General features: G+C 59.4%; 12 protein-coding genes and 3 pseudogenes. 7 read left to right on the top strand and 8 right to left on the bottom strand.

The window, feature by feature from the left end; genetic code table 11:
• Positions 1–37: 37 nt before the first annotated feature.
• From ggt to JCM25414_RS18925, 3 genes and pseudogenes are all read right to left on the bottom strand, one after another.
• On the bottom strand, positions 38–1,762 hold the full coding sequence (gene ggt / locus JCM25414_RS18930; protein WP_199897618.1) for a gamma-glutamyltransferase: 1,725 nt from the start codon (positions 1,760–1,762) through the stop codon (positions 38–40).
• Positions 1,763–1,888: 126 nt separating this feature from the next.
• A pseudogene (gene map, locus JCM25414_RS23745) lies at positions 1,889–2,674 on the bottom strand (type I methionyl aminopeptidase); the annotation flags it as partial.
• 122 nt (positions 2,675–2,796) lie between these two features.
• Positions 2,797–3,911 (bottom strand): annotated as a pseudogene (locus JCM25414_RS18925) (D-alanyl-D-alanine carboxypeptidase family protein).
• Positions 3,912–4,101: 190 nt separating this feature from the next.
• On the opposite strand from JCM25414_RS18925, the gene clpS reads away from it, so the two are divergent.
• Positions 4,102–4,518, top strand: a complete 417-nt coding sequence (gene clpS, locus JCM25414_RS18920) for an ATP-dependent Clp protease adapter ClpS (protein ID WP_081775872.1) — start codon at positions 4,102–4,104, stop codon at positions 4,516–4,518.
• Between the two features lie 120 nt (positions 4,519–4,638).
• A complete protein-coding gene (gene clpA, locus JCM25414_RS09565) occupies positions 4,639–6,975 on the top strand; it encodes an ATP-dependent Clp protease ATP-binding subunit ClpA (RefSeq protein WP_025841496.1) in 2,337 nt (778 codons plus the stop codon).
• A gap of 55 nt (positions 6,976–7,030) precedes the next feature.
• Here clpA and JCM25414_RS09560 read toward each other — a convergent pair whose 3' ends face one another.
• The 5 genes from JCM25414_RS09560 to JCM25414_RS18915 all read right to left on the bottom strand — a co-directional run bounded on the left by JCM25414_RS09560 (position 7,031) and on the right by JCM25414_RS18915 (position 10,434).
• On the bottom strand, positions 7,031–7,510 hold the full coding sequence (locus tag JCM25414_RS09560; RefSeq protein ID WP_035443074.1) for a DUF3465 domain-containing protein: 480 nt from the start codon (positions 7,508–7,510) through the stop codon (positions 7,031–7,033).
• A complete protein-coding gene (locus JCM25414_RS09555) occupies positions 7,507–7,812 on the bottom strand; it encodes a hypervirulence associated TUDOR domain-containing protein (RefSeq protein ID WP_242403479.1) in 306 nt (101 codons plus the stop codon). Before JCM25414_RS09555 ends, JCM25414_RS09560 begins: the two co-directional genes overlap by 4 nt.
• Before the next feature lie 37 nt (positions 7,813–7,849).
• Positions 7,850–8,590 (bottom strand): HAD family hydrolase, encoded by a 741-nt coding sequence (locus JCM25414_RS09550; RefSeq protein WP_035443108.1) that lies wholly within the window; start codon positions 8,588–8,590, stop codon positions 7,850–7,852.
• Positions 8,591–9,244: 654 nt separating this feature from the next.
• Positions 9,245–9,949: an HAD family hydrolase gene (locus JCM25414_RS09545; RefSeq protein WP_025841492.1), complete on the bottom strand. Its 705-nt coding sequence runs from the start codon at positions 9,947–9,949 to the stop codon at positions 9,245–9,247.
• Between the two features lie 215 nt (positions 9,950–10,164).
• Positions 10,165–10,434, bottom strand: a complete 270-nt coding sequence (locus tag JCM25414_RS18915) for a putative hemolysin (RefSeq protein WP_035443105.1) — start codon at positions 10,432–10,434, stop codon at positions 10,165–10,167.
• A 199-nt stretch (positions 10,435–10,633) separates the two neighbouring features.
• Between JCM25414_RS18915 and JCM25414_RS26625 the strand changes: the two are divergent.
• The 5 genes and pseudogenes from JCM25414_RS26625 (at position 10,634) to JCM25414_RS09515 (ending at position 14,319) form a co-directional block, all read left to right on the top strand.
• A pseudogene (locus tag JCM25414_RS26625) lies at positions 10,634–11,657 on the top strand (SDR family NAD(P)-dependent oxidoreductase).
• Between the two features lie 129 nt (positions 11,658–11,786).
• Positions 11,787–12,587 carry an SDR family NAD(P)-dependent oxidoreductase gene (locus JCM25414_RS09530; RefSeq protein WP_025841490.1) on the top strand — a complete coding sequence of 267 codons (801 nt, stop codon included), beginning with the start codon at positions 11,787–11,789 and terminating at the stop codon, positions 12,585–12,587.
• A 414-nt stretch (positions 12,588–13,001) separates the two neighbouring features.
• Entirely contained in the window at positions 13,002–13,595 is a 594-nt protein-coding gene (locus tag JCM25414_RS18905; RefSeq protein ID WP_025841489.1) for a hypothetical protein, read from the top strand.
• Positions 13,592–13,753, top strand: coding sequence for a hypothetical protein (locus JCM25414_RS23375; protein ID WP_159101740.1), 162 nt, complete (start codon positions 13,592–13,594; stop codon positions 13,751–13,753). The genes JCM25414_RS18905 and JCM25414_RS23375 overlap by 4 nt, the downstream gene beginning before the upstream one ends.
• Positions 13,754–13,914: 161 nt before the next feature.
• A complete protein-coding gene (locus JCM25414_RS09515; protein ID WP_148301034.1) occupies positions 13,915–14,319 on the top strand; it encodes a hypothetical protein in 405 nt (134 codons plus the stop codon).
• Positions 14,320–14,343 lie beyond the last annotated feature (24 nt).

Here is a 14,343-nt window from a genome sequence, read left to right as displayed (position 1 = left end):
TCTGCCTACTCTGCGCAAGAGGCAGGTGCAGGTTTTTTTACAACCCGCTCGCACCGCCCCCCTCATGACGACGATCCCAGCCCCCATAGAGCTTGCCGGTTACAGGCGCAGCAACCGAAGGACGGCCGAAGAGAATACCCTCGGCAACACCCCAGGGGCGATGCGGCGAAAGGGTATAACCCTCAAGTTGCAGGGCTTCCATCACGTCGGGACTGAGCGCGCGCGGCTCCAGCTCGATAGCCACCGGCTTCCATTGTTCGTGGATGCGCGGCAGATCGACCGCCTGCTGGATATCCAATCCGCCATCGATCACCCCAAGCACGACAGAAAGCACGATGGTCGGAATGCGCGACCCGCCGGGGCTGCCGATTACCATGAAGGGCTTGCCCTCATGGGAGATGATCGTGGGCGCCATGGAAGAAAGCGGCGTCTTGCCCGCCGCTATGGCATTGGCCTCCGAACCGACAATGCCGAACATATTGGCACTGCCAGGTTTGGCCGAGAAATCATCCATCTCGTCATTGAGGAAGAAGCCGGTATCGCCCCCGATCACCCCGGCACCGAACCAGCCATTGAGCGTATAAGTGGCGGAAATAGCGAAACCCGAACGATCGGCGACGGAGAACTGCGTTGTCTCGTGCTTCTCATGGGTGTCGCTCGCTGCGGGCTGGGCCGTCATGGGGAGAGCTGCACCCGCTACCAGCGCGTCGGAATTGAGCGCGTGATCGAGCGGGATGCCCTTACGGATTTCTGCGGCATAGGCCGGATCGATCAGGTGGGCGACCGGGTTTTTCACGAAATCTGGGTCACCCAGATCGCGCCGGTCGGAATAGGCATGGCGCATGGCCTCGACCTGACGCTGCACACCAGCAACGCTTCGCAGGCCGAGCGCCTTCATGTCATAGCCAGAGAGGATGTCGAGCATCTCGCAAAGCGCGACGCCGCCGCCGCTCGGAGGGGGCGCGGTATCGATATCATAACCACGATAGCTGCAATGGATCGGAGCGAATTCGCGTGGATGATAGGCCGCGAAATCGGCAAGAGTGAGAATACCGCCGCTTTTCTCGCTGGCCGCAACGACCTGATGCGCGATGGCACCCTTATAGAATTCACTTGCTCCCGACTGCGCGATGCTGCGCAGAGTCTTCGCAAGCGCCTTCTGCACCAGACGATCGCCCGCCTGAAGCGGCGTGCCATCGGCGCGCAGGAAAATGTCACGCGCATGGGCATCCTTCTGGAAGGCCTCAGTGCTTGTATGCAGCAGATCGGCATCGCCCCGCCCCAGAACGAAGCCTTTTTCGGCCAGCACTATTGCAGGCGCCATGACCTTGGCGCGGCTCAGCTTGCCCCAGCGATGATGGATTTCCTCGAGGCCTGCCACCGTTCCCGGCACACCGACAGCCCGCCAGCCCTCGATGGAGGCCTTCGGATCGACCTTGCCCTGTGCATCCTGATACATGGTGGGGGTTGCGGCTCCGGGCGCACGCTCACGGAAATCGATAAAAGTCGTCTTGCCATCGGGCAGACGCAGGGTCATGAACCCGCCGCCGCCGATATTGCCCGCTGCCGGATACACCACAGCCAGGGCATAGCCGACTGCCACAGCCGCATCGGCGGCATTACCGCCAGCAGCCAGAATCTGCCGCCCGGCTTCCGAGGCGAGATGCTGTGCCGACACCACCATGCCGCGCGTGCCTTCGACCGGTTTGGCCGGTTTCAGCTCCGGGTTCACCGTACCAAAAGCCAGCGGATCATAGGGCATGGCCGCTACTGCCGGGGCGGCAGAAGCAAGACTCGGCAACGATATACCGGCGAGAAGGAGGGACAGGGCCGCCGTCCGGGTGCAGACACGCTTCACGTGGATCGTTCCTTGCAGATCAGCCAGATCATAAGGGGGCTTGGTGTACCCAGCGGGTGAGAGCGTGAAAATCTCGCATCCATCGCGTGTCACGGCAAGCATATGTTCGAACTGGGCCGAGAGGGAGCGGTCGCGCGTGACGGCTGTCCAGCCATCTTCGAGCGTCTTGGTGCCCTCTTTGCCAAGGTTGAGCATCGGCTCGATGGTGAAGACCATGCCCTCCTGCAGCTTGAGTCCCTTGCCGGGCTTGCCGTAATGCACGACCTGCGGTTCCGCATGAAACTCGCGCCCGATGCCGTGACCGCAGAAATCGCGCACGACAGACAAACGGTGCCCCTCGGCGAAGCTCTGAATGGCATGGCCGATATCGCCCAGCGTCTTGCCGGGCGCGACTTCGGCGATACCGAGCATCAGCGCCTTGTAGGTCAGATCGACGAGATTGGCCGCCTTGCGTGGCACCGAACCCACCAGATACATGCGCGAGGTGTCGCCATACCAGCCATCGAGAATCGACGTCACATCGATATTGACGATGTCGCCATCCTTGAGGCAGCGCTCGCCCGGAATGCCGTGGCAAACAACATGATTGATCGAAATACAGCAGGATTTTGGAAAACCGCGATAATTCAGCGGCGCCGGAACCGCCCCGTGATCGAGCGTGTAGTCATGGATCAGTCGGTTGAGATCGTCGGTCTTGGCGCCGGGAACCACGTAGGGGGTGATCATATCGAGCGTCGCGGCTGCCAGTTGCCCCGCTTTTCTCAGACCGACGAAATCTTCCTCTGTGTGAAGCGGAACCCCGTGATACGACTCCATACTGCCCATGAACTGCACTCGCCTCCTGCTGAATTCTCTGATCTTGCCAAGAATTCAGAGAAAATGCGCGCCTGAGGCGTCAGGAGCAAGGTCGGGGCCGCGTTTTTTCGCAGCCCGCCAGTTCAGCTTCTGGTGACGGGATTTTTCTTTGTCGAGACGACATGGCGCGACGTCGCCATGCGTACATTGGCGCCTGCCACAACATGATGCTTGGCGCCATGGGCGACCGGCTGGTAACGGCGCGGGCCGCTGGGTGCCTCGGCGACCTCGAACACGGCGCTCGACCCGCCCGACGCATGACCACGGCGGCGCACGTTGCGCGCAAGAACGGTGGGCGGATGCAGCGGCGCCATCGGGGCTACGCCTCAGAGGCGAAACCCTGATCCAGAATATTGGCCATCATCGCATTGCGCTGCGGATTGGAGCGTGCGCCGAGCACGACGCCAACCAGACGCACATTACTGCGCTGGGCAGAAGTGATGAGGTTATGACCCGCGAGATCAGTGTAGCCCGTCTTCATGCCGTCCGCGCCCGCATAGGTCTTGAGCATCGGGTTGTGGTTCGGGATCATACGCCCGTGGAAGGCGAACATCGGCGTCGAGAAATAATGGTAATATTCAGGAAAATCCTGAACGAGATGTTGTGCCAGCATCGACAGATCGCGGGCCGTCGTCACCTGATCGGGGTCGGGCAGGCCGGAGGCATTACGGAAGGTCGTGTTCGACATGCCGAGCGCACGCGCCTGCTGCGTCATCATGTTGGCAAAACGCACTTCATCGCCGCCACCGAGCAGCTCGCCCAGCGCGCAGGCCGCATCATTTGCCGACTTTGTGACGAGCCCCAGGATCGCCTGCTGAACGACAAAGCGCGTGCCGGGCACGAGACCGAGCTTGGATGGTGCCTGGGTTGCCGCGTGAATCGACACAGGCACGGTAGTATCGGGCGTGATCTCACCCGCCTTCAGGGCACGAAACGCCATATACAGCGTCATGAGCTTGGTGAGTGAGGCCGGGTAGCGCTGGAGATCGGGATCGACCTGCGACAGCACCGCACCACTATTGACGTCGACCACATAGGAGCTGACGTGGCCGGCATATTGCGCGCGCGCCGCCTTGGGCACGCCTGCAATCCCCGCGGTCAGACAGACACCCAGCGCCGTACGCGTGAACACGACCCATTTGCGCGTCTTACCCGCATTTTTTGCCTTGGACAGGCGTTTGTTCTTTGCGGACTGCATGCAGTAGGTCACTTGTGCCCCCGGTTCTCTGGCGGTTTTCCCATCATAGACAGACGCTTTTCCTGTCGTCCACGATCATCTGCGTCAATTGCGGGAAAAATAAGGTAAACCGCGCCTTCAGCGGGATTTTGACTCTTTGTCCCGCGTTAGATCTTTGCGATCACCGTTTTCATCCCATATGCTCCTGACCATGCACTACCGCGCCACGACCACCGAGACCTTCATCTCGCCCGGCTTTCCTTCCGGCGCGTTCGCGCTCGTCTGCGCCTCGACGCCAGACGAGCCACCCGGCAAGAATGAAAGCGATGACGAATCACATATCAGCGTGGTCATTCAGGCACGACCTGAAACACGCCGCCCGGCGATGTACAAGGTTTTGATGCTGAATGACGATTACACCCCCATGGAATTCGTCGTGCATGTTTTGGAACGCTTTTTTTCCAAATCGCGCGAAGAAGCGACGAATATCATGCTCAATGTTCACAAGAAGGGCGTCGGCATTTGCGGCGTGTTCACCTTCGAAGTGGCAGAGAGCAAGGTGACACAGGTGATGGATCTCGCCCGGCAGAACCAGCACCCGTTGCAATGTATGATCGAAAAGGCCTGATTCCGCCCCTTGTCGGCAGTCAGTCCGCGAAACAACATAGAGAGTATTCTTTTTCTAAACCAAGATTAGCCTACATCCAGTCCCGTTGGCCCGTCACGCCTGACCCAAAGGAGCGCCCCCATGTTGTCTCGTATGCTCGAACAGACGCTCCATCGCGCCCTCACCCTCGCCGGGGAACGGCGGCATGAATATGCGACCCTCGAACATCTCCTTCTGGCCCTGACAGAAGACACCGACTCGGTGACAGTCTTTAAGGCATGCGGCATTGATCTCGAAAAGCTGCGCGCCGATCTCACCGAATTTCTCGACAAGGATCTTGCAGGTCTCGCCTCCGAGCGCCCTACCGAGCCAAAGCCTACCGCCGCTTTCCAGCGCGTGATCCAGCGTGCCGCCATTCATGTGCAGTCTACAGGGCGTGACGAGGTAACGGGCGCCAATGTGCTGGTGGCGCTTTTTGCCGAGCGCGAGAGTCATGCAGTCTATTTCCTGCAATTGCAGGACATGACGCGTCTCGATGCGGTCAATTTCATCTCGCACGGCATCGCCAAGGCTCCCGACAAGTCAAGCCGTCGCACACCTACAGGCTCGCGTGACAAGGAAGAAGGCGAGCGTGAAGAGAAGCAGGGCAAGACCGCGAAGCCGCTAGAGGCGCTGGCCGCCTATTGTGTGGATCTCAACAAGCGCGCCGAAGACGGCAAGATCGATCCGCTGATCGGTCGCGACAGCGAAGTCGAGCGCACAATCCAGATCCTCTGCCGTCGCACCAAGAACAACCCGCTTTATGTGGGCGATCCCGGCGTCGGCAAGACGGCCATTGCAGAAGGCCTCGCCAAACGCATTGTCGAAGGCGATGTGCCCGAAGTGCTGCTCGACGCCACGATCTTCTCGCTCGATATGGGCGCGCTTCTCGCGGGCACGCGCTATCGCGGCGATTTCGAAGAGCGCCTGAAGGCTGTCGTGACCGAACTCGATCAGACGCCGGGCGGTATCCTGTTCATCGATGAAATCCACACCGTCATCGGAGCAGGCGCGACTTCGGGCGGGGCGATGGACGCCTCGAACCTGCTCAAGCCCGCCCTCGCCGCCGGTACGCTGCGATGCATCGGTTCGACCACCTACAAGGAATACCGCCAGCATTTCGAAAAGGATCGCGCCCTGGTGCGTCGCTTCCAGAAGATCGATGTGCCGGAACCCTCGATCAGCGACACAATCAAGATTTTGCGCGGGTTGAAGGGTAATTACGAACGCCATCACAAAGTGCGCTACACCGATGATGCGCTCAAGGCAGCGGTCGAACTCTCGGCCAAATACATGCATGACCGGAAGCTGCCCGATAAGGCGATCGACATCATCGACGAGGCTGGTGCGTCGCGCATGCTCCTGCCCGAGAGCAAGCGCCGCAAGACGGTCACTCTCAAGGACATCGAAGAGATTGTCGCCAAGATTGCGCGCATCCCGCCCAAATCGGTCTCGACCGACGACCGCGAGACACTGCGTCTTCTTTCGCGCGATCTCAAGAACATGGTGTTCGGTCAGGATCGCGCCATCGAGGCCCTTACCTCGGCCATCAAGCTGGCGCGTGCCGGATTGCGGGACCCGGAAAAGCCGATCGGCAATTACCTGTTCTCGGGCCCTACCGGCGTTGGCAAGACCGAAGTGGCCAAGCAGCTGGCGTCGTCACTCGGCATCGAACTGATCCGTTTCGACATGTCGGAATATATGGAGCGCCACTCGATTTCGCGCCTGATCGGTGCACCGCCGGGCTATGTGGGCTTTGATCAGGGCGGGCTGCTGACAGATGCCATCGACCAGCATCCCCACGCCGTGCTGCTGCTCGATGAAATCGAGAAGGCCCATCCCGAGCTTTACAACATCCTGCTTCAGGTCATGGATCATGGCCGTCTGACCGACCATAACGGCAAGACGATCGATTTCCGCAATGTCATCCTCATCATGACGACCAATGCAGGTGCTGCCGATCTGAGCAAGGAAGCCGTAGGCTTCGGCCGCATCGATCGCGTGGGCGAGGACGAGGACGCCATCAAGAGGCTCTTCACTCCCGAGTTCCGCAATCGCCTGGATGCGATCATTCCCTTCGCCAATCTTACGCCCGAAACTGTCGGGCGCGTGGTGGAGAAATTTGTGCTTCAGCTCGAGGCCCAGCTCGCCGATCGTCATGTCACGATCGAGATCACCTCTGCTGCCAAGGAGTGGCTGGCCGAGCGGGGCTACGATCGCCATTACGGCGCAAGGCCGTTGGGTCGTGTCATTCAGGACAATATCAAGAAGCCCCTGGCAGAGGAGCTTCTCTTCGGCGCGCTGGTCAATGGTGGCGCCGTACGCATCGGCCTGAAGGACAACGCACTTCATTTCGAGTTCCTCGAAGCCATGCCGACTGCAAGCAAGATGGGCGAGGAAGATTCCGACGAGCGCTCAGAAGCGACAAGCGACAACTGATAAGTCGTTATCAGACCTAATAGAAAAAAGGCGGTGGGGTGACCCACCGCTTTTTTTATTCGTATCGGCTGCCATCAACCTGAACATAGCCGGGGCTCGCCCAGTGGCGCCCTGTGCCATGATGGGTCCAGTCGATGCCCTGACTGCGGGCTGAGTCGAAATAATAGCGCCCTACCACGTCGACCGGATCGCCCGGCTTGACCCAAGGCCAGTCAGGTGCCTGCATACGATCGAGATCGGAGACGATGCGTATCTGATGCCCTGGCGCCACCTGCATCATGAAATAACCATGCACGCCGCTGCGCGTGCGGCGGGATCTCTGGGTCACGGAGACGACCTGACCACAGACGTGCTCGGGCAGGTCGACCCGTGTGGGGCCCGTTTGCAGAAACCCGGCCTGATCGGCGAGGAATTTCTGATTATCGCATTGCGCAGGCGCAATCTGCGCTTGAGCCGCACCAAACGACAGCATGCCCAAAAGCCCTGCCACCATCAGACCGCGTCCACTAAGCACGCAAAAGGAAAGAATACTCATTTCTTTTGAAGGGCCTCCGGCTTGTGTGCAGCTTCCGCGCCGGTCTTATCACTTTCCACGAAAATCTTGGGATCGTCTTTCGACGCCTTGATCTCGTTTTTCTTGATCTTCATGGGCTCGGTCACCGTCTTGACCACGTGACCTTCGGTCTCGCCATTGCTGGTCTTCCAGGTGACATCGTCACCCTTCTTGAAGTCTTTCGCCGACATGATGTCTGTCCTTGCTGTGTATGGCGCGAACGCGTCGACCAGCGCGCCCGTTTCCCCGCCCGTTAAGCCAGACGCATAAAAAAAGCCGCCCATAAGAGAGCGGCTTTTTCCGGCATTAACGAACCAAAGATCAGGCAGCGATGGGGCGGCTGCCGGTCTGCACGTCGAGGATCTGCTTGAGGATCAGCGGAAACTCGGAGAGATGACCGATGCGCAGCAGGCCGGGCCAGCTCGGCGCAGGCTTGTCGAGATCACGCAGCAGAACGCAGGCCATGCCAGCGCGGCGGGCGGCTTCGGCACCGGTGTCTGAGTCTTCCAGCACGATGCAATGCTCGGGGCCGACACCTTCAAGCTCTGCGGCATGCAGATAAAGGTCAGGGCGCGGCTTGGGCATGTCGAGATCGCGACCGGAATGGATACGCTCATCCTCAAGCAACTCGTCCAGACCGGTGCTGGAGAACTTGGCTTCCATCTCCGCGCCCGAAGAGTTCGAGCCAATACGAATTGGCAGACCCAGATCATGGACGCGCTGCAGCATCTCATGCGCACCGTCGATGGTCTCGGCTTCGGTTTCCATCATTTTGACAATGCGATCCTGCATCATCATATCCCAGTCGGCGGGCATTTCCTTGCCGGTCTCGCGACCGATGCGCTCGCCGATCTTGACCAGTTCGCCGCCGGTGAAAATCTTGTGGGCCTCTTCATCCGAAAGTTCCCACCCGTGATGACGGGCCTCTTCTGCCATTTTGGCGGTCGAGAGATGTTCGCCATCGACGAGCACGCCGTCGCAATCAAATATGACGAGTTTCAGCGAGCCGTCTTCGCGGATAGCAGCAGGAATATCGGTGGCATGGGCTGGTGCTACGGTCATGGCATTGTCCTTTTCGGTGCATGCGCGTGTGTCGTCGGACAGAACCCGCATTCAGGGTTGGGGCAATCACGAAATCGTGTGTATGACCTTAAGATAGTCATTGAGAAGCATAATTCAAGGAAAAAATGTCAAATAATGTTGGAAATATGAAGTTGGAGAAAATTTCCGCTGTTGTTTGAGACCCTTGCCGCACACAGTCTGGCTTGTCCCTATCGTTGTGATAGTGACTTTATATCTGTTACTTTTTTATGAAATTGGATCATCTTGGAAATGCTTTCCGTGACTCTTTTTTTATTTATATCTTATTCAAAACCATGGTTGAGGCGTATTTTTTATTCGGATCAAATCTGCCTGTTCAAGCAACCACATAGCCGCTTTTCAAATGTTCGGCGTAACACCGACACGGTTGAAGGAGCGCCCACGCTGCTTTGCAGTTTCGCAACGATCAGGTGAAATTTTTGTCGTAATTCGCCAAGCGACCTCGCGGCAGTTTTTTCGATCCAGCGAGGCGGGCAGCGCGCGCCAGCAAACAATCACGGCGTTCCACTCTGGCTCGCTTGGCCGAAAACGTTCTCCCCCGGAAAGAAATCACTCTTGCCGACCGGCGCTGGGATGCTTTCAGATCGGCAAAAGCCGGACAGCCTGTATATCGAGCTAACGCGCGTAGCGCATGACATAGTCTCGGGCGACAAAGAGATCGCGCACGATGGCAAGGACTTTTTCCCTGACCTCATCTGCAGGTTGAATGAGATCGGGCACCACAATGACGCGCATTCCGGCAGCGAGTGCGGCGATCGCGCCGTTCGTTGAATCTTCCAGAGCAAGGCAAAGCTCAGGGTCCACACCAATGCGCGAGGCCGCTACGAGATAGGGGTCGGGGGCAGGCTTGCCCTGGGTCACGTCATCACGGCTAACGATCGCGTCGAAGCGATCATAAAGCGACACCCGGCGTAACTGATCTTCGGTGCGGTCACGGCCCGAAGAGGTCGCGATAGCCCGAGGAATATGCCGCGCATCCAGAAGATCAAGCAACGGGACGACGCCCGGTTTTATTGCCAGCCGCCCGCTATCGATGAAATGCCGCAAATGTTCCGTCTGCAAGGCGAAGAACCGCTCTGACGGAAAGGCGTCTCCGTAAGTGTCACGCAGCAAAGCCGCGCAGCCATCTTCAGGTACGCCGATCATGCGCTCGCAGAAAAAACGAGACAGCTCGCAATCAAGATCGCGACCGGCGCAGATCAGGGCTTCCATCGCCAGAGTTTCACTGTCGAGAAGGAGTCCATCCATGTCGAAGATGACACCGCGTACCGAGATCTGCGGTGTGGTGACCAGATGGCCGGGCAAGTTAAGGGCGGGCATTCATTCCCTCGTGACGTCAAAAAAAGCTGCCGTAACGCCTCTGTCGCATAGCCCAGATAGTTGGGCGGGCTTTGACGATCATCTCTCCCGATGCCTTAAAAAGCCCGGAAGCTGAGGCCTTCACGGCGTGGGAGCGCCTGCTCCCACTCCTTTAACGATTGCTGCCCGTAGCTGTTCACCGACGCTCTTCACATCCTCGGCACTTCGCGGCGCGGTTAATGCGATGTCACATCGTGATGAGCCGCCCGCCACAATACCCATTCTTCGACAACGCGGCCGTAAGGCAGATGGCAATAGCCCACCTCGCCGTCTTTCTCGTGCTTGATTTCGAGCTTGCCGCCCTGTTCCTTACAAAAAACCGAGGCCGGATTGGCCATGCCCAACTGGTCTTTCCTGACGTCCTTCCCCCCACAACCGGAAAGAGAGAAACAAGCGAGCGCCAGCAAACAAGCTGCGCCAGCAGCACGCGTTGGAGTGAGCAACATGATCATCATCTCCTGTCCTGAAATTTCGTTATGAAAAGTTCTGTAGCGCGCCGCTGAAAGGACGCAAGGGAACACGTCGGTGAAAGCGTCTTTCACGGTGCTTCTCGCACCCGCTGTTCCACCACCAGCATGCGATTTCACGAATAGATCGAGTGCACGGCTGATGCGCTGGGCTCTGTGCCAGTAGCTAATTCGCTCGATGCGCCGAGCTTGTCAGGCTGAGCTGGAACCGAAACGCGGCATTCCCAGCCAGGAGAAAAAAGCCTGCGACAACAAGACCAGGGGGCGTTTCCTGACCGCCTCACCAGGGCGTGTTCGACTACACTTCAACGTGTTCGGCCTCCCCCCTTTTGCAATGACGCATATCCCCGTTCAGTCGCGGCAGTCTGGTGGTCCATCTCGGGCCGCCTCTGCCTCACAAAGGAGCGACAAGATGGATATGGGCCTGAAAAACAAGGTGGCGGTCGTCACGGGCGGTAGTGTCGGGATTGGCCTTGCCGTGGCCGAGGGGCTGGCCCGCGAAGGGGCGCATATCGTCATGGTCGCCCGCGACAAGGAGCGGCTCGAAAGCGCCGCCCGCCAACTGGCCGAAACCCATGGCGTGCGTTGCCTGCCTGTTTCTGCCGATGTCGCGACAGCCGAGGGCGTCGAAAGCGTTGTGCGCCAGATCGACGAAGCCTTTGGCGGTGCAGACATCCTGATCAACAACGCAGGCACCGGCTCGAACGAGACGATCATGGAAGCGCCCGATGACAAATGGCAGTTTTACTGGGAGCTGCATGTCATGGCTGCTGTGCGTCTCGCACGCGGACTCGTGCCCGGCATGAAAAAACGAGGGGGGTGCCATCATCCACAATGCGTCGATCTGCGCCGCGCAGCCTCTGTGGTACGAGCCAATCTACAACGTCACCAAAGCTGCTCTGATGATGTTCTCCAAGACGCTCGCGACTGAAGTCATCAAGGACAATATCCGCGTCAACTGCGTCAATCCGGGTCTGATCCTGACACCGGACTGGGTAAAGACTGCCAAGCAGCTCACGAGCGAAACCGGCGGCGACTGGGAGGGCTACCTGCAATCGGTGGCCGATGAAAACGCCCCGATCAAGCGCTTCGGCTCGCCGGAAGAGCTGGCCAATTTCTTCGTCTTCCTGTGCTCGGACAAGGCTTCCTACAGCGTCGGATCATCCTACTTCGTCGATGGCGGCATGCTCAAGACGCTTTGATACCAACCAATGCGACCGGACGGCTTCTGAAAAGTTAGTAAATAATACCCGCCGCTCTTGCAGGGGCGACCATGTTTCGCCCGCGCCCGACTGAAGATCTGGCGCAGGCCCCAAAAGGAAAACCAATCAATGAGTGATCAGAAACGCTTCGCAGGCAAGACGGCTCTGGTGACGGGTGCCGCAGGCAATATCGGCCTTGCCGTCGCCCGGCGCCTGGCAAAGGAAGGCAGCCATGTCGTGCTGCTCGACCTCGATCAGGCCAAGCTCGACGATGCAGCGAAGGGCTTTGCCGAGCATGGCGTGAAGGTAAAGACGGTCGTCTGCGACGTGACGAATTACACCAGCGTCGAGGAAGCCGTGGACTACGCCGAGAAATCGGTCGGACCGATCGATTTCCTGTTCAACAATGCGGGTTATCAGGGTGCCTTCGCGCCGGTTCAGGACTATCCGGTGGAAGACTTCCAGCGCGTCGTGAATATCGATCTGGTCGGCGCCTTTCACGTGCTGCGCGCCGTCTCGCGCCGTATGGTCGAGCGCCGCTCGGGCAGCATCGTCAACACTGCCAGCATGGCTGGGCTGCAAGGGCCGCCGAACATGGCGGCCTATGGCTCGTCGAAATTCGGCGTGGTGGGGCTCACCCAGGTGGCGTCGAAAGATCTCGCCCCGCATAATATCCGCGTCAACGGCATCGCCCCTGCTCTCATGGGCCCAGGTTTCATGTGGGACCGTCAGACCGAGCTTCAGGCCGCAACAAACACCCAGTATTTTTCAACCGACCCCGAGAAGGTGAAAGTTGAGATGGTTGCCGGTGTACCAATGCGCCGCCTTGGCGATATCGAGGAAATTCCGGGAACGGTCGCCTTCCTGCTGAGCGACGATTCAAGCTACATCACAGGTGTGACCCTGCCGATTTCGGGTGGCATCCTCTGAACTGACGATCGGGTCACGCGCCGCCAAGGCGGGGCGTGGCCGGCTACAGACAAGCAGAAACAACGAACTACAGGCACAGCGCTACGGCGGGCTTTCCAGCTCAATTCCATCCAAGGAATACAGTGCTATCAGGCTCAGCACTTATCGATCCGGGTGGAGAAGGCTGATTCAGGCGTTGTGAAGCGACAGAAGGCACGTAACCTGTGCTCGCTCACGGACGAGCATCGGGCGCCTATGTTGCGGCGCTCCCCAGAGAATTGCGGCAGGCCACGTATCGATACTCGGCACGCGTCGAGCAGCGTCCCTTTCATGAACCGTAACCGTAATATTATGGCTTGGAGACCCGGGCGTAAGACCCCCTCCATATCTGGTGCAAGCCCGCAATATGAATGACACCAATAGCGGAACATATGGATGAACTCCGCATCCAGAAACTCGCGCTTCGGCCGGGAAACCAGATCTGCATCGGCGCAATGGTCGGTGAGGATCTGGCGCGGCGCGACACTGGCGCATGAGTCCGGCCTGCTGGCCGCCGATATGCGAGAAGACCAGACCGTCATGATGCTGGACGCCGCAACACCGGGCGATCGGGTAACCATCCTGATTGCAGATGCGCAGAACCCTGACGGCTTCCTGTCCATTCCCCTCGCCTATGCCGGGCCGCTCTGGCAGCCGCAGCGCAACATGGCCTGGAGCAGTGGCGATAGTACCAAGAGCGGGGCCGATACGATTACCAGCCTGTCAGGCGTTGAATACGTCACCTTGCGGTGGCAACGCCGCGTCTTGCGCATCGAGCACCAGTCCCTCGGCACCGAGGAATTGCCGCAGATACGCGCCATGCTGGCCCTCGGGCGAACAGGCGCGAACATCCTCTTCCTGCCCGATCCGGGAGCGGGCACGCGCAGCGGCGATGCGGTGTTCGGGCGGATCGAGGCGGGCGAGATCGCCTCATCGGCAGGAGCGGCCAACCGCCGCGCCCTCACTCTCACGATCAGAGAGCGATTATGATGGCAATGCTTGGCAGTTTTGTGCTAGAAACCGTGAACAATCCGGGAACAAGCGCGTTCATTCTGAGCGGCGCCCCTGCCGGGCGTCGCAACTGGTCGGGCGCGTTCCCTGATGGCGAGGTCTATTACTTCGCCGATGACGGCACCCAAGCCGAATAGGGCATCGATCGCCTGACGCATGGCATACCGGCCAGCATTTCACACGATACCGTGCTCGGCACCACGCAAGACAAGACGCACGTCTCAACTTTACCGGGACCACGTTCGTCTATTCCGCCCTGCCCGCCGAATATGCCGTGCCCGTCTAGGTGGTGCAGGGCATGAGCGTCGTGCCCGACCGTTCATGGAACGGCCGGACCATGACGCTGGGCAGCGTGGACATTACTCTCACCGGCCCTGTCCTGCGCGCCGAATTCAGTGCCACGTTACGGCTCACCGATACCGGGGCCAACGATACGACGTGGCAGGTCGCACGGGCGATCATGGCCATCCACACACTCGATGCCCAGGGCAACGCGTCCGCCCAGCCCATTGCGGCAGCGGGAAGCAATCTGCGCATCGACCGTTTCTTTTTCCTCGGCGTGCGAGCCTCGACGCTGGCCCATGCCAGCCCCGGCACGACGCTGCGCCTTGTGGCCAGCGTGCAGGTGCCGGGCAGTTCCAGCGCCTCGACCGTATTCGGCATGGCGCTGCAGGACGGCGCGCTCAACTGGCTCAACAGCTGAGCCTTTCCCCTGCCCGGTAGACGG

Source organism: Asaia platycodi JCM 25414, assembly GCF_000614545.1.
GTDB classification, from domain to species: Bacteria; Pseudomonadota; Alphaproteobacteria; order Acetobacterales; family Acetobacteraceae; genus Asaia; species Asaia platycodi.
The sequence above is the reverse complement of the archived record's forward strand: the minus strand, read 5'-3'. Positions and strand labels throughout refer to the sequence as shown.